Annotated in this window: 17 protein-coding genes and 1 pseudogene; 14 read left to right on the plus strand and 4 right to left on the minus strand. The window is 45.4% G+C overall.

All coding sequences use genetic code 11. The features are described 5' to 3' along the window. Positions 1-54: 54 nt before the first annotated feature. The 10 genes and pseudogenes from QUA04_RS04760 (at position 55) to QUA04_RS04805 (ending at position 10,894) form a co-directional block, all read left to right on the plus strand. On the plus strand, positions 55-972 hold the full coding sequence (locus QUA04_RS04760; RefSeq protein WP_333254264.1) for a histone deacetylase: 918 nt from the start codon (positions 55-57) through the stop codon (positions 970-972). Positions 973-1,114: 142 nt separating this feature from the next. Then, positions 1,115-2,125 (plus strand): glycosyltransferase family 2 protein, encoded by a 1,011-nt coding sequence (locus tag QUA04_RS04765; protein WP_333254266.1) that lies wholly within the window; start codon positions 1,115-1,117, stop codon positions 2,123-2,125. Between the two features lie 195 nt (positions 2,126-2,320). Next, positions 2,321-2,902: a serine acetyltransferase gene (locus QUA04_RS04770; protein WP_333254269.1), complete on the plus strand. Its 582-nt coding sequence runs from the start codon at positions 2,321-2,323 to the stop codon at positions 2,900-2,902. A 253-nt stretch (positions 2,903-3,155) separates the two neighbouring features. Then, a complete protein-coding gene (locus tag QUA04_RS04775) occupies positions 3,156-3,551 on the plus strand; it encodes a DapH/DapD/GlmU-related protein (protein WP_333254272.1) in 396 nt (131 codons plus the stop codon). 68 nt (positions 3,552-3,619) lie between these two features. After that, positions 3,620-4,135, plus strand: a complete 516-nt coding sequence (locus QUA04_RS04780; protein ID WP_333254275.1) for a serine acetyltransferase — start codon at positions 3,620-3,622, stop codon at positions 4,133-4,135. 97 nt (positions 4,136-4,232) lie between these two features. After that, a complete protein-coding gene (locus QUA04_RS04785; protein WP_333254277.1) occupies positions 4,233-5,246 on the plus strand; it encodes a glycosyltransferase in 1,014 nt (337 codons plus the stop codon). 46 nt (positions 5,247-5,292) lie between these two features. Continuing rightward, positions 5,293-6,588, plus strand: a complete 1,296-nt coding sequence (locus QUA04_RS04790) for a glycosyltransferase family 4 protein (RefSeq protein ID WP_333254279.1) — start codon at positions 5,293-5,295, stop codon at positions 6,586-6,588. A gap of 43 nt (positions 6,589-6,631) precedes the next feature. Further along, complete coding sequence (gene epsE / locus QUA04_RS04795; RefSeq protein WP_333254281.1) at positions 6,632-7,876, plus strand: exopolysaccharide biosynthesis GT4 family glycosyltransferase EpsE; 1,245 nt, start codon at positions 6,632-6,634, stop codon at positions 7,874-7,876. Positions 7,877-8,032: 156 nt separating this feature from the next. Beyond that, positions 8,033-9,537, plus strand: a pseudogene (locus QUA04_RS04800) (IS5 family transposase). A 106-nt stretch (positions 9,538-9,643) separates the two neighbouring features. Continuing rightward, the gene (locus tag QUA04_RS04805; protein ID WP_333254283.1) at positions 9,644-10,894 is read left to right on the plus strand and encodes a glycosyltransferase family 4 protein; all 1,251 of its coding nucleotides are present in this window, start codon (positions 9,644-9,646) and stop codon (positions 10,892-10,894) included. Positions 10,895-11,064: 170 nt separating this feature from the next. Here the strand turns inward: QUA04_RS04805 and QUA04_RS04810 are convergent, their stop codons facing one another. From QUA04_RS04810 to QUA04_RS04820, 3 genes are all read right to left on the minus strand, one after another. After that, entirely contained in the window at positions 11,065-11,418 is a 354-nt protein-coding gene (locus QUA04_RS04810; protein ID WP_006635781.1) for a DUF1257 domain-containing protein, read from the minus strand. A gap of 130 nt (positions 11,419-11,548) precedes the next feature. Beyond that, a complete protein-coding gene (gene ycf46, locus QUA04_RS04815; RefSeq protein ID WP_333154480.1) occupies positions 11,549-13,069 on the minus strand; it encodes a stress-responsive protein Ycf46 in 1,521 nt (506 codons plus the stop codon). A gap of 107 nt (positions 13,070-13,176) precedes the next feature. After that, entirely contained in the window at positions 13,177-13,527 is a 351-nt protein-coding gene (locus QUA04_RS04820; RefSeq protein WP_006635783.1) for a hypothetical protein, read from the minus strand. Positions 13,528-14,200: 673 nt separating this feature from the next. On the opposite strand from QUA04_RS04820, the gene QUA04_RS04825 reads away from it, so the two are divergent. After that, complete coding sequence (locus tag QUA04_RS04825; protein ID WP_006635784.1) at positions 14,201-14,665, plus strand: hypothetical protein; 465 nt, start codon at positions 14,201-14,203, stop codon at positions 14,663-14,665. 97 nt (positions 14,666-14,762) lie between these two features. On the opposite strand, the gene sds is transcribed toward QUA04_RS04825, so the two are convergent. Further along, a complete protein-coding gene (gene sds / locus QUA04_RS04830; protein WP_333254285.1) occupies positions 14,763-15,734 on the minus strand; it encodes a solanesyl diphosphate synthase in 972 nt (323 codons plus the stop codon). Between the two features lie 1,958 nt (positions 15,735-17,692). Between sds and QUA04_RS04835 the strand changes: the two genes are divergently transcribed. The 3 genes from QUA04_RS04835 to QUA04_RS04845 are packed head-to-tail and all read left to right on the plus strand — an operon-like array spanning position 17,693 to position 23,848. Further along, positions 17,693-20,236, plus strand: a complete 2,544-nt coding sequence (locus QUA04_RS04835; RefSeq protein WP_333254288.1) for a CBS domain-containing protein — start codon at positions 17,693-17,695, stop codon at positions 20,234-20,236. Between the two features lie 59 nt (positions 20,237-20,295). Beyond that, entirely contained in the window at positions 20,296-20,700 is a 405-nt protein-coding gene (locus QUA04_RS04840) for a response regulator (protein WP_333254290.1), read from the plus strand. After that, on the plus strand, positions 20,690-23,848 hold the full coding sequence (locus QUA04_RS04845; protein WP_333254292.1) for a PAS domain S-box protein: 3,159 nt from the start codon (positions 20,690-20,692) through the stop codon (positions 23,846-23,848). The genes QUA04_RS04840 and QUA04_RS04845 overlap by 11 nt, the downstream gene beginning before the upstream one ends. Positions 23,849-24,047: the final 199 nt, after the last annotated feature.

Raw genomic sequence — 24,047 nt, forward strand, 5'->3', positions numbered from 1 at the left:
AATTTGAGATTGCAGGCGTTCAATTGGAGATTCATTCGTTATACAATAATTTTAATGGACTTACCAATTATTTACCACGAAGATTACGTTGCACCTCTGCCACCGGATCACCGCTTCCCGATGGCCAAGTTTCGGATGCTTTACCAGATGCTGCTCGCGGACGGGGTAGCAGATAAATCGCAATTTCACGCTCCCGAACTTCCGCCTCAAGAATGGATTGAATTAGTCCACGACCACTCCTATGTTCAAGCTTACTGCAACGGGACGCTCGATAACAAAGCGACTCGGCGAATTGGTCTGCCTTGGAGTCGGGCCCTTGCTAATCGCACTTGCACTGCGGTTGCAGGAACTGTACTAACTGCCAAGCTCGCTTTAGAGTACGGTTTGGCTTGCAATACTGCGGGCGGAACTCATCACGCCTTCCCTGCTTTTGGGTCTGGTTTTTGTATTTTTAATGATTTGGCGATCGCCTCTCGCGTCTTACAAAAAAATGGTTTAGTTCGCAAAGTTTTAATTGTCGATTTAGATGTCCACCAAGGAGACGGAACCGCCGTAATATTCCAAGATGACAGCAGCGTTTTTACTTTCTCAATGCACTGCGAAGTCAATTTTCCCGGCACTAAACAAAAGGGCGATTTAGATGTACCTTTTCCTGTGGGTATTGAGGACGACGAATATTTACAAACATTGGATAAATTTTTACCAGATTTGCTTTCAAATGTCAAGCCAGATTTAGTCTTGTACGATGCTGGAGTAGACCCTCATCAGGGCGACAAACTGGGAAAATTAGCTTTAACTGATACGGGTTTATTTCGCCGGGAAATGCAAGTTTTGATGGCGTGTTTGGCTGGGGGCTACCCCGTTGCCTGCGTGATTGGCGGAGGCTATTCCGATGACGCTAAGGGGTTAGTTTACCGGCATTCGCTGCTGCACCGAGCCGCCAGTCAAGCCTACAGGCAGTATCGACTTTGATGCAGAGCGGCGAGACTTCCGAAATATGGCCGAAAAAACAGTCTCCCTCACCGAAACTAATAAAAATACTATTAGTCATCGCTCCAGCTTGCCAGAACGGTACAACTTGAGCTAAAAAGTTGTTAAACAAACAACGGTACTTATGTCGAAGGCCAGCGAGTCCAATCACCCCTATCCACTGCTGGTTGTCATTGTTAACTACCGAACCCCTAGTTTGACAATTGACTGCTTGCGCTCTCTAGTTAGCGAAGTCGAATCGCTGCCCGGTATGCGAGTTGCAGTTGCCGACAATGCTTCAGGCGATCGCTCCGTCGAAGAAATTAGCAGTGCGATCGCCTCAGAAGGCTGGAATGAATGGGCATCCTTCGTTCCCCTAGAGCGTAACGGCGGATTTGCCTTCGGCAACAACGCCCTGATTCGTCCCGCCTTCCAATCCACCAATCCCCCCCCTTACTTCCTGCTGCTCAACCCAGACACCATAGTTCGCCCCGGTGCCTTAAAAGCCCTCGTCGATTTCATGGACACTCATCCCGAAGCCGGCATCGCCGGCAGCCGCTTGGAAGACCCCGACGGCACCCCCCAGGAGTCAGCTTTTCGGTTTCACAACATCTTTACCGAAGTCGATTTTGGTTGGCGCACAGGTTTTATATCCAAGTTATTAGCCAACTGGGCCGCAGCGCCTCCCATTTCCCAAGAAACCTGTCAAACTGATTGGGTAGCTGGAGCCAGCATGATCGTCCGTCGCGAAGTATTTGAAAAGATTGGCTTAATGGATGAAGCTTATTTCATGTACTGCGAAGAAATGGACTTTTGTCTGCAAGCGAACAAAGCTGGCTGGAGTTGCTGGTACGTACCCGAAAGTCGCGTTGTCCACTTAGTCGGCCAAAGCTCAGGCGTCACTGACACCAAAAAGCCCGCCAAGCGGCTGCCTACCTATTGGTTTGATTCCCGGCGTAGGTACTTTATCAAAAACTACGGCTTGGTTTACACAGCATTAACTGATATATCATGGGCTTCGGGTTTTGCAGCCTGGAGGCTGCGCCGCGTACTTCAAGGCAAACCAGATGGCGATCCACCACAATTGCTGAGGGATTTTGTATTAAATAGTGTATTTTTTAAGGGGGGTAAGATTGAAAAATCCAAAAACTTTTAAAGGGAGTTGGTAAATCGGTAAAAGCCAACTAAACCAGGTTAACCTAGGCAAGCAAAATATTTTATGATGCAGCAGAGAAATTAGTATTCTCGCTCGATAAAATCGGCTTGCTACTTCCTCAAAAACCTGATATACCCATTAATACCGTCGGCATCTAGCAATAGAGTAAACAAGAAATAGTGTGAATTAGAGCTTATGGTAACTGAGCAAAACTTAATCACCAGTGAAAATCAAGTAGAAGACCCCGGCCTGGGACTGTGGCAGCAAATTAAAGAAGACTGGATTGCTCATGGTCGAGATTGGACCAAACCGGGATTTCGTGCCGTAGCAGTGCAGCGTTTTGGCGTCTGGAGAATGCAAATAGAACCGAAATTACTTCGAGCGCCTTTGAGCATTATTTATCGCTCGCTCTACCGAAAAGTCCGCAATAGTTACGGGATAGACTTGCCTTACACTGTGAAGCTCGGTCGTCGCGTGGTGATTGAACATCAAAACGCTATTATTATTCACGGATATTGTACGATCGGCGACGACTGCATTATCCGCCAAGGTGTAACTTTGGGAAACCGCTATTTGGACAAACCGCTAGAATCTCCTCAATTGGGCGATCGGGTGAACGTCGGCGCCGGGGCAAAAATCCTCGGCAAGGTCAACCTGGGAGACGATGTAAATATCGGCGCCAATGCTGTAGTTTTATCCGATGTTCCAGCAGGCAAAACAGCAGTGGGCATCCCCGCGAAGATTCTTGCATCTACTAATAACCACGAAAATGCTTAAATCAACAGTGCAAAAAATCCTCCGCCACCTGGCGATGCGTTACGGCAAGTTCCCCGGCCTCTACACCAAATTCTGCAACCCCAGTTCCGAAGAATACACCGAATTTCTCCGTCGGCACGGCTACTTGTACGCGCTCGGCTTTAATTGCAGCATCCTGCCCAGCACCGTCTTTACAGAGCCCGCCTACGTCGGCATCGGCAACAACGTCCACTTCTCATATGGTACCCTCCTCTGCCACGATGGCTCGATCGCCATGCTTAACCGGGCTTACAACGTTAAAGTAGATGCCGTAGGCAAGATAGACATCCGGGACAACGTATTTATCGGCTTAAATGCGAGCGTCCTTCGCAACGTCACCATCGGCCCAAATGCGATCGTCGCCGCCGGTGCAGTCGTCACCAAAGATGTCGCCGAGGGCGATATAGTGGCCGATATCCCCGCCAGACCGATGGGCCGCGTCGAAGACTTAGTGAAAAAATTGCAAGCCCAAACTCAAAGCCTACCCTGGGCTGATTTGATTAAGAGCCGCAAAGGCAGCTTCGACCCCGAAATTGAACCCGATCTCGTAAAGTTACGAGTGTCGCACTTCTACGGCAACACATCAACTCCAACGGTGGCCCAATTCTCACAATCTCCCTCGTCAAGTTAGACATTCCTCTTAAGATAAACCGCACAAATAGGCCGAATTGTCTACATCATCAAAATATTGCACAAACAATGGTTGGATCCATCACTGAGCCAATGGTTTCTGCTACAGAAGCAGACTGGAGCCGCGAAAAACTTAGCAACTGGTGGGAACCCAGTCGCCAACTGCTAAAATCTATCCGCAACTATCAAAAATGGCAGCAGCGAGGTGGAATTTTAGGATATTTTTTATCCCGGTTCAACATAATCCCGCATCTATTCTGGACTATTGTAGCTGGAACTGACATCCCTTTGAACTGCCAGATAGGAGGGGGACTCGTTATGCTTCATCCTAATGGGATTGTCATTCATCCAGAGGCATCTATTGGCCCGAACTGTATGATTTTTCAACAGGTCACAATTGTTGCTCATGTTAAAATTGGCGGTCACGTCGATATCGGTGCAGGTGCAAAAATTATTCGCTCCGTAACGATCGGCGATCATGCTTTGATTGGTGCTAATGCTGTGGTGATTTGCGACGTACCACCGGGCGCAACCGCAGTGGGAATACCCGCAAAAATTATCGAAAAAAAGACCCCGAAAGTCTGAGAAAAATTATAGAAGTCGCAGAAAAATTATGAAATTAGCTGGACTTTTATTAAAATATAAAACGAACTACTCAGTAGTCGAATTCAAGAGGTAAAACTTGACACAAATTGGATTAGTGGCGATCGGACGAAATGAAGGGCAGCGCCTCCGCCAATGCCTAGTCTCGGCCACCAATAAAGTTGCCCGCGTCGTCTATGTCGATTCCGGCTCAACAGACGGTAGCCTAGAGTTAGCCCGATCGATCGGAGCCGATACAGTTGAACTCGACCTATCTATACCGTTTACCGCAGCACGCGCCAGAAATGAAGGCTTTGCCCGCTTGCTGCAATTAGTTCCAGACATCGAATTTGTCCAATTTGTAGACGGCGACTGCGAAATCGTTGACGGCTGGATCGATCGGGCCTACAGCGAACTCGCAGCCAAACCAGACGTAGCAGCAGTATGCGGGCGCAGGCGCGAACGATACCCCGAAGCAAGCATCTACAACCAATTGTGCGACATCGAGTGGGATACCCCTATCGGCGAAACCAAAGCCTGCGGTGGCGATTTCATGATGCGGGCAGCAGCATTTCAGCAAGTCGGCGGTTTTAATCCAGCACTCATCGCCGGCGAAGAACCAGAAATGTGCGTGCGGTTGCGCCAAAAAGGTGGGAAAATCCTCCGCTTAGATGCAGAAATGACCCTGCACGACGCGCAAATGACCAGTTTCGCTCAGTGGTGGAAGCGGGCTCAAAGAGCGGGTCACGCCTATGCCGAGGGTTCCTGGATGCACGGAAGCGAACCAGAGCGCCATTGGGTCAAAGAAACCCGAAGCACCTGGCTGTGGGGATTAGTCTTACCAGCCCTAGCCTTAGCAATGGCATTGTCAACAAAAGGCTGGAGCCTGTTACTATTGAGTGGCTACCCCTTAGCAACCTATCGCACCTATAACTATTATCTAAAGCATCGGGATATCACAACTAAAGACGCTGCCATCTACGCTTTGTCTTGCGTATTAGCCAAATTTCCCCAGCTACAAGGTCAAATCCAGTTTCACCAGCGCCGATTGCTGGGGCAGCAGAGCAAACTAATCGAATATAAAACAACCAACTCTATTAATTCAGCCAGCTAGAATTACAGCTAACGTCCCAGAAAGTTCACCCCTGAGTAGCAAACAAATGAGTAATAAAAAATTAAAAGTTTTACTAATTGTAGAGCAGTGCAATCCTGAGTGGGCATCTGTACCTTTGGAGGGCTACAATTATTTTCGAGGAATTAACAATTTAGTTGATGCAACACTCGTTACCCATATTAGAAATAAACCAGCTCTTGAAAAACACCCAGAATTCAAAAAAATTTTCTACATTGAGGAAAGAAAATTAAGTAAACAATATTATAAACTGGTCGAAAAAATTACAGCCAAGGGACGAGTAAATTGGCCTCTTTATAATGCATTGAGCTACCCAATTTATGAAGAATTTAATCAGCAAGTCTATCAAAAATTCAAAGGAAAAATTCTCAACGGAGATTATGACATAGTTCATGGAATTACCCCGATAATGCCGCGGTATCCGTTTAAGGTAGTCAGTGTGTGCCAGCAGACTCCTTTTATTCTAGGACCTGTGAATGGGGGCATTCCGTTTCCACCGGGGTTTCAAGAAACGGCCAGACAAGAATTTGCTCAATTCAACTTTTTGAGAGCAGTTGGGCGAGCATTAATTCCAGGTTATGTAGAAACTTACAAGAAAGCAGACAAAGTATTGGCAGGTTCAACATATACTCTAAATTTGCTAAAAAAATTGTTTGCTATCCCCGATACAAGAATAGAGCTGTTTTACGAAAATGGGATTGCCCAGGAATTTTTAATGTCTGTCAAACCACCAAAAGAAGAAGGTTCCCACATAAATTTACTTTTTGTGGGCAGGTTAGTGCCTTACAAATGCGCCGATGTTGTCATAGAGTCTATTGGGAAATTAGACCAGGCAATGCAAAGTAAAATACGCTTAACTATCGTAGGAGATGGCTCGGAAAGAAATAACTTGGAAAACCGAGTCCAGGAGCTTAATTTAGCGGAAAGAGTCAGCTTTGCAGGATGGGTTAATCAATCAGAAACTCTGGATTATTACAGGAAAGCAGATATTTTTTGTTTCCCTTCGATTCGAGAGTTTGGTGGCGCAGTGGTAATCGAAGCTATGGCTTGCGGACTGCCCTGCATAGTTGCCAATAACGGGGGTATTGGTGAATACGTGAATGAAGAAACTGGTTTTAAGATCGAGCCGATTTCTAGAGAGTATCTCACCCAGGAGTTGACAACTAAAATTAAGATGTTGGTGGAAGATGATAAGTTGCGGGAAAGTATGTCAGCTAAGGCGATCGAAAGAGCAAAAGAGTTTGAATGGGAGAACAAGGCCAGAAAAATAGCCGAGATTTACGAAAAAATGCTCGGTGAGAAAGGTGTTCGTACATCGGCATAGTAGATAAATATCCTTGAGCTAAAATTTAGAAAGCAGGTACGAAATGAAGGCAAAAATTGGATACTTTATTCCACAATTTCCAGGACAAACACACATTTTTTTGTGGCGGGAGCGACAATTTCTTGCAGAACTTGGAATTGAAACAGATTTAGTATCAACTCAACCGCCCCCCAGAGCGATCGCTTCTCACGTATGGGCAGAAGAAGCTCAAAAAAATACTGTTTATCTATTTCCCTTTGCTGCGAAAGATTTTATTAACTCATTCCTAGAGGTTCTCAAAGCTGGTCCCGCTGCATGGTGGAAGTGCCTCGCAGTTATTGCCAAAGCGAGTGACACATCGTTATCTGAAAAGGTGCGACTCTTAGCATGGATTTTTGTGGCTGGCAAACTAGCAGGGTTAACAAAAACAAAAGGTTGGTCTCACATCCACGTTCATTCCTGTGCCAATGCCGCCAATATAGCCTTATTTAACTCAATTCTTACAAGCTGTACTTACAGTATGACTCTTCACGGGCCTACTCTAGAAGTGTACGGGTCAAATCAGAAACAAAAGTGGAAAAATGCTGCCTTTGTGATCGTCATATCTCAACTACTTCTCAATGATGTCAAACATAAATTAGCGAACTTCCTGCCCAAACAATTAGCTGTTGCTCCAATGGGAGTTAATATTGCAGAAATTAAACGCAGCCACCCTTACACGCCTTGGCAAGAAGGAAGTCCGTGCAAGATTTTTGCTTGCGGCCGCCTCAACCGGGTGAAAGGTCATCAATACTTGATTGAAACTGTAGAATTGCTGCGAAATCGGGGATATGACGTGAGGCTGCAAATTGCAGGCGAGGATGAACAAGGGGGCAGCGGATATCACCAAGAGCTACAAAAAATGATTGAATCTAAATCGATGTCCGAATGCGTGGAGTTACGTGGGGCTGTTTCGGAACAGGCAATTCGCCAAGGTCTAGAAGCAGCTCACGTTTTCGCTTTGGCGAGTTTGAATGAAGGAGTTCCGGTTGCTGTGATGGAAGCAATGGCGATGGAGGTGCCGTCGGTAGTTACTAATGTAGGCGGAACTTCTGAGCTAGTAGATGACGGCGCTGATGCTGTATTAGTCCAATCAGAAAAACCCGAAGAAATGGCAGATGCGATCGCCAATCTCCTCCAAAATCCAGAACTTGCTTTGAGTCTCAGTCAGGAAGCTCGGAAAAAAATCATTGCCAAATTTAGCCACGGCCGCAGTGCAGAAACTTTAGCTCAGTGCTTGGAAAAACTTGGAATAACTAACCTGTCTTAGTTATTCCAAAGAAGAAATTTAATCTCAGAGTACATAGGGTTTGCTGAAGCAGTTGCAAAAGTAAACACTGTATGACTTGTGTTACCCTAAAAAGGTGGAAGAGTGCAAGAAAAACAGGTATAATGACTCAAAACCCGTGCATCACCACCTGCGAGCGTGTACACAAAATCTGAGCTTGCCCCAAGCCCCCCATCCGACTTTAAACTACCCTTTGAAGGAAGGTTGTCAGCAGATAACCGTTGGGTAAAGATGGCCGAACTTATCCCCTGGGATGAATTTGAAGCAGAATATGCTGAAAATTTCCCCACCGAAATGGGCTTAAGGGCGAAATCATTTCGGATGGCATTGGGGGCATTAATCATCAAAGAAAAAGTGGGAATTAGCTCAGCAAGAAACAGTAGAACAAATCCGTGAAAAACCGTATCTGCAATACTTGATCGGTCAATCAATCTACAGCAACGATATCTCATTTGACCCGTCGCTATTAGTTCACTTTCGGCAACAAATTAGTGCGAATCTAATTAATAAAGTGAACAAACGCCTGGTGGAAAAAATGCACGAAACCATCCCAGTCAAACCCGAAAAAAAAGGATTCGGACGCAAAAAATGAATCATCCAATCAAGGAAAATTAATTGTAGATGCGACCTGTGCTCCAGCGGATATTAGCTATCCGACGGACTTAGGGTTATTAAACCGAGCCAGAGTTCATACCGAAAAAATCATCGCTATCCTCTATAAATACCTGAAATAAAAAATTAAGCAAAAACCCAGAACCTACCGAAAAATAGCCAGAAAAGGCTACTTAGCAGTAGCCAAAGAAAAACGAGCCTCCCGGAAAAAAAAATTAAGCACTTAAAGAACAACTGCACTATATCAAAAGAAACCTCGCTCATATTGAACAACTAATCGAATAAGGTGCCACCCTACAAAGTCTGAGCAAAAAGCAATATAAAACCTTGCTAGTCCTCACAGAAGTCTATCGCCAACAACTATGGTTATGGTCAAATAACAAACAGAGCATAGAGGACTTAATAGTAAGTTTAAGCCAACCCCACATCCGTCCAATTATCCGAGTAAAGGCAGGAGGAAAGCCAGGGAAAACCGTAGATTTGGGAGCTAAAAAAGCAGCAAGTTGCTTTGAAGGATATCTATTTTTATACCCGATAAGTTGGGAGAATTTTAACGAACTGGGAGACTTAGAAGCCCAAATAGAAGCATTTAAAAGCTACACCGGATTACCCCGAATCAGTCCATGCCGATCGCATCTATCGAACAAGGGAAGACCGAGCGGGCGTGTAAAGAAAGAGGAATTAGAATGAGTAGACCTCCGTTAGGAAGGCAACCAACAATTGTGACTAAGGAAACCAAGAAACAAGCCTGAGAAGATGAGAGAATTAGGAATGCAATTGGAGGGCAAATTTGGGACTTGCGAAAAAGAAGATTCAGCGTGAATCGAGTGATAGCAAAACTTGATAATACTTCTGAAACAGCTATTGCTATTACTTTTTTAGTAATGAACCTTTCTACCGGGTTAAGACGGGTTTTTTGTGTATTTTTATGTCAAAAACCGAAAATCACACCTGTTTACGGGCCAATCATTATCAAAAGCTATAACTGGGCAAGTTATAGTCAACAAAAGATTATGTTTCATCGAGCTTGAATCACCCATCAAGCAAGTGTGATGGCTCCGCCGGCTGGAGGCATCGCGATTTTTCCTAACTTATTCAGCAAGCCCTACATAAATCTAGTTGAGTCCCAAACAAGTTATGCGAATTTTAATTGTTGCTCAGAACGCCTCAACTAAATTCGGCGGCGAGTCATTGCTGCCGCTCAACTACTTCCGGATACTTCGATCGCGCCAAATAGAGACATGGTTAGTGGCGCACGCCCGCACCCAGGCAGAACTCACAGCACTATTTCCAGAAGAGCGCGATCGAATGTACTTTGTACCCGACACTTGGCTGCACCGGCTGCTTTATAATTGCGGGCGATTTATCCCTGCAAGAGTTAATGAATTTACTTTTGGGCTGCTCAGTCACCTGTACACCCAAGTGTTACAGCGTCGCATTGTCCGGAGGCTCGTGAGCGAACACGAGATTGATATTGTACACGAACCGACACCTGTCTCGGCAACAGTTCCTTCGTTGATGTTCGGATTGGGAGTGCCTGTAGTTATCGGGCCGATGAACACGTCGGTTAAATTTCCTCTGGCTTTTCGATCGCGCCAAAATCCTACCATTGATATTTTAATCGAGCTCGGTCACAAGTGCGTCGATTTCTTCAATCGCCTTTTTCCAGGTAAAATCAAAGCCGAGACGCTGTTAGTGGCAAACGATCGCACGAAGCAGGCACTTGCATCTGGGGTGCAGGGTAAAATTATTGAACTTGTGGAAAACGGCGTCGATTTCTCGGTCTGGCGATCAGACTCTAGCTTATCAAGAGCAGCGACCGGGCAGGTTCATTTTATTTTTTTAGGCCGGCTGATCGACTGGAAAGCTGTAGACTTGCTGCTGGAAGCCTTCGCGCCCGTCGTCGCTCAAACTGATGCTGTCTTGGAAATCATCGGTGATGGGCACATCCGAGGGGAACTAGAAGCTCAAACAGCTCGTTTAGGCATCGACAGCCGCGTTGTATTTAGTGGCTGGCTGTCTCAGGAGGAGTGCGCTCTCAAAATGCAACAAGCTCATGCAATGGTTTTTCCCAGTTTGCGGGAATGCGGCGGGGCAGTGGTAATGGAGGCAATGGCAGTGGGCTTGCCAGTCATAGCAACGAACTGGGGCGGTCCCGCGGATTATCTGAATTCCAGTTGCGGTATTTTAGTAGAACCGACTTCTAAAGAAGGATTTGTCCAGGGACTGACAGATGCGATGCTCAAGCTCGCTCATTCACCAGAATGGGGGAAGAGTATGGGTTGTGCGGGACGGGAACGAGTCCGGCAGCATTTTGATTGGGAACGCAAAGTAGATCGAATACTTGAAATTTATCAACAAACGATCGACGATTGCCCGAAGCATTAGGTAGCCGACCATTAAAGCATAAAGCAGCAGCTTTCACCTGGAGAGCTGCTGCTTGGGGGTGCTAAAAAAGTATGTGGCGGCCCAAAGACCCCCCTCTACATCCTAGCGATCTAAAAACGGGTTAACCCGTTTGTTTGGTTAACCCGCGAGCTTGGAAACCTGCTGATCAATTAGTTTTGCACTACCAGCTTAACGTTGGCATTTTGCAAACCACGCTGCTTGACTGCGGCCAAGGTCTTGTTAACTGCGTACTTCTGGTTGATGGAGTTGATTAACTCAGTTTGATTGTGTTTTTTGGCGACGCCCCAGAGGTCGGCAATCAGGTCAAAAGAACCATCGCTATTGCGAGACCAACCCAGGTCATATTCGCCTTCGAGAATCGCCACGATGTCGGAGCGAACGCGCTGACCGTTATAGCCACGAACATCAGCTTCTGACTTGACTGAAATGCCCAAGTCGCGCAGGGAAGCTTTCAGGATTTCGGCATCGGTGATTTTGGTACGCAGTGTGCTAAAGTGAGACATTGGATTTCCTCCTAATACAACTGAGAGAGAAACAACAACGGTCTGGATTTAACGGTGCCGCTTGGCGGCTTTTCAATCGAACTGCTAGCTGTTGCTAGCCTTTGCTCCTGTTTGGACCAGGAGAAAGCTTTTAGAATTCCATTCGCTGGTATTCAGCGACGGAAGACGCAGCGGGCCGTGCACGCTGTCTAGCCCAATCTCGCAGGGCGGTGACCTGTTCGGTCATTGTTTTAGACAGTGGCATTGTGGATTTAATGGCCGCGATGATGTCTAGCTGCGTAAACTCTCGATCTTGAGCGAAGGCTTCGTACATTGCGGCTACTAGCGCTTGCTCAATCTCTGCACCTGAAAAGCCCTCGGAAACAGTGGAAAGTTGCTCTAAATCGAAGCGAGTAATTTCCCGACGGCGCTTTGACAGGTGAATCTTAAATATATCTTGGCGTTCTTCCTTGGTAGGCAGATCAACAAAGAAGAGTTCGTCGAATCGGCCTTTCCTCAAGAATTCTCCCGGCAACCGCTCGATTCGGTTGGCTGTTGCCATTACGAAGACTGGGGAAGTCTTTTCTTGCATCCAAGTGAGGAAGGAACCGAAAATCCGGCTGGAGGTGCCTCCGTCTGAGTCGGCAGAACCAGTGCCTCCTGCAAAGGCTTTGTCTAGTTCGTCGATGAAGAGGAGGGCTGGAGAGATGGATTCTGCTGTTTTGAGGGCATTGCGGAGGTTTGCTTCCGATCGACCCACCATCGAGCCGTCGTAGACTCTACCCATATCTAGCCTCAGCAGGGGCAGTCCCCAGAGGCGGGAGGTGGTCTTAGCAATCAGCGATTTTCCGCATCCCGGTACGCCTAGAATTAACATCCCTTTTGGTTGGGGCAGACCGTATTCTCTCGCCCTTTCTGTAAAGGCGTTGGAACGCTGTCTCAACCACCGCTTCAGCTCTTCTAAACCGCCGACTGCATCCAGGGTTTCGTCTTCTTCAATGAACTCTAGAATGCCGTTGCGCCGAATTAATTGCTTTTTCTCCGAAAGAACTATGTCTACTTCTTCTTCTGTGAGGCGCCCAGTCGAAACTTGGGCTTTACGATAAACTTTTTCAGCTTCGTCCTTGGTCAATCCCAAGGCTGCTTTTAAAAGTTTTTCTCGCGCTTCTGTGGTAATGCGTCGCGATTTCGTTTGCTCCAACTGACCAGACAATACTTGGTTTAGTTCCTTCATGTCGGGCAACGCGAAGTCTAATACCACCACTTCCTTTTCTAGCTCGATCGGAATTTGCTGCAAAGGAGACATCAGTATAATTGTCTTTTGCGTTCCTTTGAAGTTGGCGATCGCATCGCGCAACCACCTCGTTACCGGAGGAGAATCTATAAAAGGATGCAAATCTTTGAAAATGTAGATGCTAGCGTTACTGTTGGGTTCTCGCTGCCTGATCACCCATTCAATTGCTGCCTCTGGCGAGACGGTGTTGTGTTGGGTGGTGGTGCGGGGTTGACCATACTCCACAATGCCGTGAGTTACAGTCCAGATAAATACTCGTCGCTGTGGTTTCGCTTGAGCTATTGTCGAAATTGCTTGCTCACACCGCTCTTCCTCGGATGTCACGAGGTAGATCAGAGGATATTGAGCTTGGATTAGAATACTGATCTCTTCTTGCATAGTCCTCGACCCACTAGAGACGGTGCTATCTTTGCTGAATCTCAATGCTGCCCTTCGCCCTCTTACTGAAAATTTCAGTTTTAGCTTTTTGGGGAAGCAAGGCATTCTTAGCAGGGAACCAATTCTTCCTCTCCCGGTTTGGCCGTGCTGGCACTGACGCCCGACACCTGCTTTACTGGAAGATCCTGTTCAGCCAATACGCTCGGCTGACTTGTTACGGATGCCAGTTCTCCATCTCGCATTACTACTGAACCCGTGCATTCTGGACAGTTGTATACCCGATGGGTTTGTCCGTAAGAGGCTTCTACTTCGTCAACCAGTTCGGGATTTCCTAGGTAGAAGACAATTGCCCTTTCTGCAATTGATGACATCGGTTCAGTTTCGACTGCGGCTCGGATTTTGAGCTGGCGATGCAGTTCTGGTGGAAGATACAATGTAACTTTTTGCTTTTCTTGCATATGACAGTGAATTGACTTACCCGGGTATGTATATCAGATTAGCCGCTTAATTCTTTGCTGTCAAGCCTCTATGCTGCTTTAACGTCATCTTGTAATATTTCGTTACATTTGAGGTGACTCTGGGGCAGTTAACAACGAAAAAGTTAGGGGTGTAGCTGATGAGGCCGAGGTGCAGCGGCAGGTATGGGTAGCGTCAAGGACGATCGACCAACTATAAATATGAACAATAGATATATAGGAGTAGGGCCAACAAATCCTTTGAGCCGCCATCTGGGGTAAGGTGCGCCATCAGCACCCAGCCCGCTCATGAGGTTACTAACTTTGGGCGTTTTTATTTTGAAACCAAACTCCCCCAAACAGTTTTTATAGCTTTAAGTGTGAAAAATCCGAACGTGAAATAACCGTTTTCGGCTTTTGATCGGGCTCAGATTTAACACACCTGGACAGGGCTAGCGCTCAGCACCCTATGGTTAGACTTTTTGGATGACCTTGTGTAAGGTATTACGCACTTAATTTTTTTGCCCAAATGCTCGCTACAAGGACTCTAGGCTGCAAAATATTAAATTTAGATGGGTGTCAGCTTATCTTTAATAGGGCAGTGCTGGGTAATATATACTTGGATGCGGACCTGCTAACCTGAAATTTTTAATTTTAGATATCAAAGAACTGACTGATGGATTTAGACCAACAGATTCAAGCATTGATCGAAAAAGCTCCGCCCGACGGTTCGACGCCACAAATCTTAAAGGCGATCGCCCCGGCCCTGGTGTTAATTGCCCAACAGCTACAGCACCTCGAATACTCGATCCTGCAAGCGGTAGACCAAAGTTGGGCGATCGTGGTTTTGAGCAATCTCAAGCAACCGGGACGGGAGAAGAGGGTGATTTATGCTTGGAACAGTCTTAAAGATGCGTCGCAGGCTGCGGCTGCTGGGGGCGATCGCCTCAGACCGGTGCTTTTGCCTGTCACTCACATTTTATTTCAGATGATAGCTCTGGAAGGTCTTGACAGCATTGTTTTTTTTGAAAGTCCCGGAAATCAGGAAGTCGGGACGGAAATCCCTCGCGAGCAAGTACAGAGTTTAATTAACGTTTACTTGCAACAGTATCGATCGGCTCCACCGCCGGATATCGCCTAAACAACTCAATTTTCTATTAATTGGTAACAGGGCATTAGGCATTGGGAATTCCCCCTTACGAATTCCCCATTACCAATAAAGTGTAACTTTTTAACCTCTAATAAAGCCTACTCAAAACGTATTCAGCCAAATCAATCAAAGCTTGACGGGACTCTGAATGGGGCAGCGCAGCTAAGTATTCGACGGCTTTCTGTGCGTGATTTGTGGCTAGTTCTCGCGCTCTCTCTATGCCTCTAGAATCTTCTACCAGTGCCAGAGCCTGCTCTAGATCTCCTTCTTGGGCAAATTCGCGTTCTATGAGAACTTCCAAGTAAGGTTTTTCTTCTAGGGCAAATAGTGCTGGTGCTGTCAGATTACCGCTTCTGAGATCCGAGCCTGCTGGTTTCCCCAAAGTTTCGGTTGAAGCGGTGAAATCTAATATATCATCTACTATTTGGAATGCCAAACCAATGTTCCGACCGTAGTTGTACAAATCGTCTGCTATTTCCGCTGAAACATCGCTCAAACAGCCCGCTGCTTTGGAACTGTTGGCAATTAAAGACGCTGTTTTGTAATAACTTTTTTCGAGGTACGCTTCGATCGACAAGCTGGTGTCAAATCCATTGAGTCCCTGTTGAATTTCCCCCTCAGCTAAATCCATAATCACTTCTGAAAGCAGTTTGACTACTGGCAGGTTGTCGAGATTTGCCAAATGCCAGGAAGATTGAGCAAACAGAAAGTCTCCCGCCAATACTGCCACTCGGTTGTTAAACCGACTGTGAACCGTCGGCACTCCCCGGCGCAGATCCGACTCGTCCACCACGTCGTCGTGCACGAGACTAGCTGTGTGGATCATTTCCGTGATTTCAGCGAGGCGGCGGTGTTTTTCTGTGATTTCCCGATCGGGCATAGTTGTCCGGGCCATCAACAGGACGATCGCGGGTCTCACTCGTTTTCCCTTTGTGCCGAATAAGTATTCTGCAGCCGCGTACAAGATGGGATGACGGGCACCCACTAACTGTTTTAAGTTTTCTGTCAACAGTCGCAGGTCTTCTTCAACCGAGGAAAATAGGAGAGTGCTAGAGATCATGGATACGCCGACTCAAGCCGTAAAGTAACAAAATTTTACATATCATATCTTTATTTTAAGGTAATTCTCTGCAATAGAAAAGAAAAATCTAGGCGATCGGCAGTTATTTGTCATCTGCACGCGATGGTCGTCACCCGACTCCCAGAGGCGAGTCGCCGGCTGTCAGAGGGGTTGCCCCTATTGTATCGAATTGTTAAGGACACTGCCAAAAAATCTCTAAATCCCAGAAACCCTGTGTTATTATAGGTATTAAGGATTTAAACAATTCTATACATTAAGTACAGCCAGACTGGCAGGTAGCTTTTAGGTGCCTGTAAAAGTTTCGTAGAGCCAGCCTTTTTAGTCGATCGCAGCCAAAATTTCTGGTACAGATTTTTAGTTCCTCGCGGCTAAAAGTTTTCAGAAGTTAAGAGTAGCGCATCTTATGTGCACGGTAGCTCAAAGCAGCTAAAGTGGATGGTTTTAGGCTGTTTAAGCATCTGTAAAGCAGTAAATCATTATTGATGACCGGGAACGCCTAAATGTTCCCGCAGGCTTGATATGGAAAAACAGCCTTCAGAACCAAGGCATGGTCTTGCGTGCTGACTTAATGTAGTAGGTCTTGAACTTGTCCTGCTCCTCCTCGTCCTTGACTTTTGGTTCTAATTATGATTTATCGCGATATTCCTCTAATTATTCCCATTCTGGCCGCCGGCTATGTAATGACTATTTATGTAGTGCTGATGTTGGCCCAACGCAGCGCTAAAATCACTCGATTGGGCGAGTAGTGCACTGCTGGGCAGCCGCAGTCGGCAGCAGCGCCGTCGCTTCACCCTTGAGAATTCGGAATACTCAATAATAACCCTGCCTTGAATGCTTGCGCGCAAAGGCAGGGTTATTATTTACAATTGCGGGCACCATGATTTTCTGGGCTGCTAGTTACTGCAACACGTAGCTACAGTTATCGATGTTCAATGCCCACAGCCTCTGAGGCAGGATATTATATTTAGTAGCAGCTTGTATCGCTCACAGCAAGTTTTATCAGGGAAACCCAACCAATGTTCCGAGAAAGCTATTAAAGTTTTCTCAAAAACGCGGAATTGGAAGTTGTAGGTCATTGTGCCAAAAATCTCAATATTCCTATTTGGTATATCAAGAACTTACAGAAATAAAACGCGGAATTTCTGAATCGAGCAACCTGCTTGATCAAATGAAGGAATCCATAAACTTGCGCTGCAATCAAATATTTCATTAAAGGATGCTTAACTTGCTGAGTTAGGAAGATAGTCTCTAGCCTTTACTCACCAATTCCCAAGAATATAATTTGCTATAAAGAGCCACCCAAGTAATTTTTATTTCAAAAAATATTCTCGCTAGAACTGTAGGGAAAAAACTCATTGCCAATATTACTGAGCTATTAAAACTATATTGACTTTTGATTAAAATAACTAGGACACAGAGTAGAATTTGTCAGAACTTCTCAAGCTCAACTGCCTAAATAGTTGTCTGAGCTTGACCAACTAAAACAAGTTTCGATAAATCTGATGCACAAGGCTTTACAAGCTATAGAGAATTGCCTAATTTTAAAAGTAGAGGGGACAGCAGAAAATCAGAGCCTGCTCGTCAGTGGCAACTGAATTACCTGGGAATTTTGCCACGAATATTTGCTCGGTTCTTTACCACAAAACCCGCCGACGAAGGCAGCGGGTGGGGACGGGAGATTTTTTTAAAAAAGTGTGGAAAAACATTCGGGTAAAATAGAAGTAACATCAGTTATCGCTCAAAGGATATGTATGGTGTTAATTCCGATCGCCGTTTAGCGCGCTCCCATTAAAAATCATACCAATGCGCGACTAAAAATGCAACTCTAGACCGATGTCAAAGCTGGATTGCGGTGAGCGCACCGCGAGAGTAAAATCGGAAATCTAAAATGGTATTAAGTGCCGGTTCCGCCTGCATCTATCCCCCTTGATTTGCCCATGTCAACAACAGTTTCTGATACCCAAAGCTTACTAGAACAGGCGATCGACCCCAAACCGCCGGTGCTGCCTCCAGACACACCCTTGAAAGTCGCAATTGCTGCCATGACTCAGGCGAGTGCCAGTTGCATTTTAATCGCGTTTGAGCAGCAATTGCTCGGGATTTTTACAGAACGCGATGTTGTGAAAATAACTGCTAGCGAAATACCGCTAGCAGGGGTGGCAATTTCTGAGGTGATGACTGAAAACCCGATCGCCATTTCCCTCGATCAAGCGGGAAATATCTTCAAAGTATTGAGCATATTGCGATCGAAAAGAATCCGTCATTTACCCCTCCTAGACGAAGGTGGCAACTTGCTAGGCGCTATCACCTGCGAAAGCATCCGTCAAATTCTCAAACCTGCAGACCTGCTGAAAATGTGGCGCGCCGAAGAAATTATGACTAGACAATTAATATTTACCTCAAGCAGCGCCTCAGTTTTAGAAGTCGCAAAACAGATGAGAACCCAGCGGAAAAGCTGCATAGTCATTTGCACTGACAGCGACAACAAAAATCAGAAACCTGTGGGCATAATAACAGAACGCGACATTGTTAAATTCCAAGCTTCTGGACTAGATTTTGCACGTACTCCCGTCACCGCCGCGATGAGTTTTCCGCTGATACCGTTGCAGGTAAAAGCCACCTTGTGGCAGGCTCACCAGTTAATGCAGCAACACGGCATCCGGCGCTTGGTGGTGGTGGACGAGGAAGGATATTTAGCCGGAATTGTGACTGAAATTAGCCTGCTGCAGGCCTTAGATCCGGTAGAAATGCACGCAAATGTCGAGCTTTTGCAGGAAACAGTTGCCGACAAAATTCAGGAGTTGAACAAAATGAACGAACAATTGCAAAAAGAAGCGTTGCGGAGAACAGAAGTCGAAGAAAAATTGCGACTTTTAAATGATAATTTGGAAGAACAAATCAAACAGCGAACTTTAGAATTAATTAATGCCAACAGTCAGTTAAAAAAGGAAATACAAGACCGCACCACCGCTGAAGCTGAAGTTCGTCGCCTCAACACCGAACTCGAACAGCGAGTTCTAGACCGCACAGTTCAACTAGCAGCAAGTAACGAAGAATTGCAGCAACAAATTAGCGGGCGAAAATTGCTCGAAGAAAAATTGCACTTTTCTGAAAAGAAAGTCCGCGCCGTTTTTGAAGCGATGACCGACATCGTTCTCGTGCTAGACAGTCAGCGGAACATAGAAATTTTGCCAACGAATGTGGCAGCGGCTTCTGAGCCTGATTGTGATATAGTCAGCTTGACCATAGAACATTTTTTTGACGACGACAACCCGGATGATTGGTGGGTGTTAGTTCAGCAAGTGTTAGAAACACAACAAACTCTCAATTTTGACTACAGCTTAAGAGTTTGTGGGCGAGAAATTTGGTTTTCCGCCTGCATTTCTCTGTTCTCAAAAGATGCAGTCATTTGGGTGGCCCGCAACATCAACGCCCGCAAAATAGCCGAGTCAGCACTGTGCCAAAAAAATGCAGAATTATCTCATACCTTAGAAGAACTGAAGCGGACTCAAAAAGAACTCATTCAATCAGAAAAAATGGCAGCCCTGGGACAGTTAATTGCCGGAGTTGCTCATGAAATCAATTCTCCTCTAGGGGCGATTCGCTCTTCTGTGCAGAACATCGCCGACTTCTGGACGGAACAGTTGCAGCAGTTGCCGATTTTTTTTCAACAACTATCCCCGGAACGGCGGCAGGATTTTTTTGCTTTGCTACACAAGTCCAGCCAAGAAACAGATACATTATCTAGTAAAGAAAAACGTCAGTTAAAGAAACTTTTGCAGGGGCAATTAGAATCAGAAAACATTGACGACGCCGCCAGTCTTGCCTGTACTTTATTAGATATCGGCATCGGCAATAATGTAAAACCTTTTTTACCTTTGTTGAAAGACAGTCAAAGTCGAAACATTGTACAAACTGCCTACCAATTTGCTACGGTACAAAAAAGCACTAAAAATATTGCAACTGCTACAGATAGGGCAGCCAAGATCGTTTTTGCTTTGAAAAGCTACTCTCGTTACGACCAGTCGGGTTCCAAAGTAATGGCTAATATTACCGACGGTATTGATACTGTTTTAACACTTTACCACTACCAAATCAAACACGGTGTGGAAGTAGTCAGAAACTATGGTACTAACTTGCCCTCTGTGCTATGCTATCCTGATGAACTCAATCAAGTTTGGACAAATTTGGTTCACAATGCTTTACAAGCGATGGGCAACAAAGGAGTGTTAAAAATTGATGTCAAAAACCAAGCGGACGTAATATCAGTCAGTATTACCGACAGTGGCCCCGGCATTCCCCCAGAAATTATGCCGAGAATTTTTGAGCCGTTTTTTACAACTAAACCTCCAGGGGAAGGCAGTGGTTTGGGATTAGATATAGTTCAAAAAATTCTAGAAAAACACCAAGGTGAACTGCAAGTAGAAAGCGTGCCTGGTCAAACAAAATTTACTATATCCTTGCCCCTCGAAATTCCTTGAGAGCAATTTAAACAAGAGGGGAAAGCCCAAGTTTTAAAAATTAATAGAAGTAAAGTTTTATGCCTAAACCAGTAATTCTGTGCGTTGACGATGAAGTTGTGGTCTTAAATAGTTTAAAAATTCAACTTAAAAAAGAATTTGGGGATGCTTACCTTTATGAAGTAGCAGAAAATGCAGATGAAGCTCTGGAAATTCTGGAGGAAATTCACAAAGAAGATGAAAGTGATACTTTGGTTATAGTATCTGACTGGTTAATGCCAGGTATTAAAGGAGATGATTTTTTGATTATGGTTCACCAAAAATATCCCAAAATTGTGAAAGTTATGCTGACCGGACAAGCCGACGAAGTAGCAATAGCACGGGTGAAAGAGCAAGCAAACTTGCACCGCTGTTTGTACAAGCCGTGGGATCGTAAAGAATTAGTAGAAACTATAAAATCGGGTTTGGCAAAAAATGAACAATAAACCTGTGATTATTTGTGTGGATGACGAACCGATAATTCTTGAAAGTTTGAAAATTGAGTTAAAAAAAACCCTGGGGGAAGAACACTTATTAGAAACCGCTGAAGGCGGCGAAGATGCTTTAGAGTTAATCGAGGAATTGCTGGCAGAGGGCTGCGAAATCGTAGCAGTGATTTCCGACTATCTGATGCCGAATATCAAAGGGGACGAATTGCTGAAGCAGATTCACAGAATGTCGCCAAAAACTATCAAAATTATGCTGACAGGGCAAGCAGACCTAGAAGCAGTGGCGAATACTATTAAATATGCTAAATTGTACCGATATATATCGAAGCCTTGGCAGTCCGAAGATTTGAAGTTGACGGTAAAAGAAGCCATCAACAGTTATTTTAGGGAGAAGCAATTAGCCGAAAAAAATGCTCAACTCCAAGAGCTGAATCAAGAATTGGAAACTTTAGTCGAGGAGCGGACTGCACAACTGCGCTTGTCTGAGGAAAAGTTTGCTAAAGCTTTTCGTTCTTCTCCCAACCCGATTACTATTACCAGACTTAATGACGGTCGTTATTTAGAAATTAATGAGGCTTTTTGCCAGACAATCGGTTATTCGGCGGCAGAAATTCTTGATCGCACGGCGCTTGAGTTGAATTTTTGGGAAAATATACAAGCCCGCGCGGAGTTGTTTAAAATGTTAGACGAAAAAAAAATTGTTCTCAACTACGAATTTGATTTTCGCACTAATACAGGGGGACTCCGAACCGGGCTGCTGTCAGCAGAAATCATTGACATTCATGGCGAAACCTGCGTGATTTCTGTGATTCAAGATATTAGCGATCGCAAATTAGCTGAAGAAAAACTCCGATCTGTAGCGGCTTCTTTAGCAGCAGCGCAAAGAATCGCCCGTGTCGGTAATTGGGAATGCGATTTCTCTGCCAACACAACTACTTGGTCGGAAGAGTTATCTCGGATTTTTGGGCTCGATCCAACCCAGCCTGCGCCAACACTAACTGAGTTTTCGCAATACGTGCATCCGGACGATCGACAAAAGTGGCAAACAACTATCGACACTGCTATTGCTAGCGGGCAATCTTACAGTTTGGAATATCGAATTCTGCGCCCGGAACCGAAAATTGCTGCGGATAATTGCCCATCACAAATAAGCGAAGCCGGCTTCATCCGCTACATTGAAGCCAGAGGAGAAGTAGTTGTCAATCAACAAGGGCAAGTGACAAAACTATTCACAACTTTGATGGACATTACTCCACGCAAGCTGGCAGAAATAGCCCTTGCAGAGAGCGAGGAAAAATACCGTCATTTAGTTGAAACTTCCCAAGATATTATTTGGTCTTGCAATGCTCAAGGGCAAATTACTTTTGTGAACCAAGCAGTTAAACAAATCTACGGTTACGAGCCTGAAGAAATGCTCGGCTGTTCTTTTAGCGATTTCTTGGTTCCAGGAGAAATAGACTGGAAATGGGAACTTCAGCAGCGCTTGCTGACGGGAAAAACAGTGTTTCAGTACGAAAATATAGTATTAGGAAAAGACGGCAGAAAGATTGATATAAATACTAAGGCGATCGCCCGCATGGACGCTGAAGGAAACATCATCGGCACAACAGGCACGGCTAGCGATATTACCGAACGCAAACAAGCTGAAATAGTCCTGCAAAAAGCCAAAGAAGAAGCCGACAGAGCGAACAGGGCAAAAAGCGAATTTCTCTCGAATATGAGCCACGAATTGCGAACTCCCCTCAACGCAATTCTCGGTTTCAGCCAACTGCTAGCCCGCGACCCAGACCTCGGTGCCGACCAACAGCAATACTTAGGAATTATTACCCAGAGCGGGGAACATTTGCTCGTTTTAATTAACAATATTCTACAAATGTCAAAAATTGAAGTCGGCCTGGTGACACTTAATAACAGCACCTTCGACTTGCATAAACTGCTAAAAAATACTGAAAATATGCTGAAGCTGCAAGCCGAAAAAAAAGGGTTGCAGTTAATTTGTGATTGCCCACCAGATCTACCTCAATATATAGAAACTGACGAAAGCAAGTTGCGACAAGTATTGATAAATGTCGTCGGAAATGCTATTAAATTTACTGCGGAAGGTGGTGTTAATTTAAGACTCAAACATGAGCTGATGAAAAATAAAAATCACCCCGAGATTTCGCCCAGTGAGAATTGCTCTTTGCTATTTGAAGTGGAAGACACTGGTTCAGGAATTTCTGCGGAAGAAATGGACAATTTGTTTAAACCTTTCGCCCAAACAGAAAGCGGTAAAAAGGCTCAAGAAGGAACCGGTTTGGGCTTGCCAATCAGCAAGCAGTTCGTTCAGTTAATGGGAGGGAAGATGACGGTAACAAGCACCCTCGGTCGCGGCAGCATTTTTAGATTTGATGTTAAAGTTTCGCTCCCTAATGCAGTGGAAATTCAGGTGGCTCAAACAGCTCGCCGAGTGGTGGGTCTCGAACCCGGACAGCCAGAATACCGGATTTTAGCTGTTGACGATCGCCTGGAAAGCCGCTTGCTGTTGGTCAGAATGCTGACATCGCTCGGCTTTGCGGTGCAGGAAGCTGAAAATGGCGTTCAAGCTGTGGAAATGTGGTCAAGTTGGGAACCTCATTTGATTTGGATGGATATGCGGATGCCCGTGATGGACGGTTACGAAGCTACTAAACAGATTAAAGCGCATTTGAAAGGTCAAGCAACGGTGATTATTGCTCTGACTGCAAGTGCTTTTGATGAGGAGCGATCGCTGATTTTGTCTGCTGGTTGCGATGATTTTGTAGCGAAGCCTTTTCGGGAGCAAGTGATTCTGGAAAAGATGGCTAAGTATCTGGGAGTCCGCTATGTTTACGATCGAGAAGCTTCGCTCAGTTCTGATGCTGCGCTGTCCGCCGAGGTTTCCACGGCAACTGAAACGGCTGATTTGGCTTTCACGCTCAATACTTCATTTTTGAAAGCTATGCCTGCTGAATGGATTGATGAATTGTATTCTGCGGCAGATGCGGTTGATAACGAGGAGATTTTTCGGCTGTTGTTGTCGATTCCTCCTATTAATGCTAGTTTCCGCAGCGCGATCGCCGATTTGGCGAATAACTTCCGATGTGATCGGATTATCGATTTGATTGAGGAATTTAGAAATTGTTGAAGGAGGAAAGAAGAAGGGATAGGGGCAGGTTCAGGATTATTGATGATTTAGGTTGATCGCCTATTTGTAAACTCCCCCGCAGGCGATCGGCTAATTTACTTGTAGCCAAGCTCGACACCCTGGTCATCATCGGTCATTCCCATTCTTTAATCGGGAGCATCTCATATTTGTAAAAACACTTCTTCTGGCTCCTTCCTTC

The organism is Microcoleus sp. S13_C5 (genome assembly GCF_036700845.1).
In the GTDB taxonomy this organism is placed as follows: domain Bacteria; phylum Cyanobacteriota; class Cyanobacteriia; order Cyanobacteriales; family Microcoleaceae; genus Microcoleus.